Below are 419 nucleotides of genomic sequence, written 5' to 3' on the forward strand. Positions count from 1 at the left end.
GCCACCACGTTTGACTGGTGTATGGCTACCATCTAACTGGGCGCTTGACAGATCCAGCAGTTTCTTATTACAAGATAAAAGATTGATCCAAGCCCTCTTGAATGAACCGTCTTTACTCCATTTTAAAAAATACCTGTGAATATTTTGCCACGAGGTCGCCCCTTTATCAAAATATTCGCAAATACACAACTCTCGCCACTGGCAGCCTGTTTTCATTCGCTTTAAAATCAACAGAACCACTTTTACTAAATCTATCCTGGCCTTAAAGCCTCTTTTGCCTTTGCTTAAATGTGGTAAAATCCAATCTCGTACCTTATCTTCGTCTATGAGTCCCAGAATTATTCGTTTTTATTTGCCAAAACAAAAATCCTTAATTCCTGGGACTTCCTTTTTATCCTTCAAAAAGTGTAAACAACTTC

At 38.7% G+C, this 419-nt stretch carries 1 protein-coding gene; it reads right to left on the reverse strand.

Annotated elements, in window-relative coordinates:
* Positions 1-342: transposase (locus tag BW716_RS35715; RefSeq protein WP_143709272.1), on the reverse strand; the 342-nt coding region annotated here is incomplete at its 3' end.
* Positions 343-419 lie beyond the last annotated feature (77 nt).

Origin of the sequence: [Flexibacter] sp. ATCC 35208 (assembly GCF_001975825.1) — a bacterium.
Taxonomy (GTDB): domain Bacteria; phylum Bacteroidota; class Bacteroidia; order Chitinophagales; family Chitinophagaceae; genus Chitinophaga.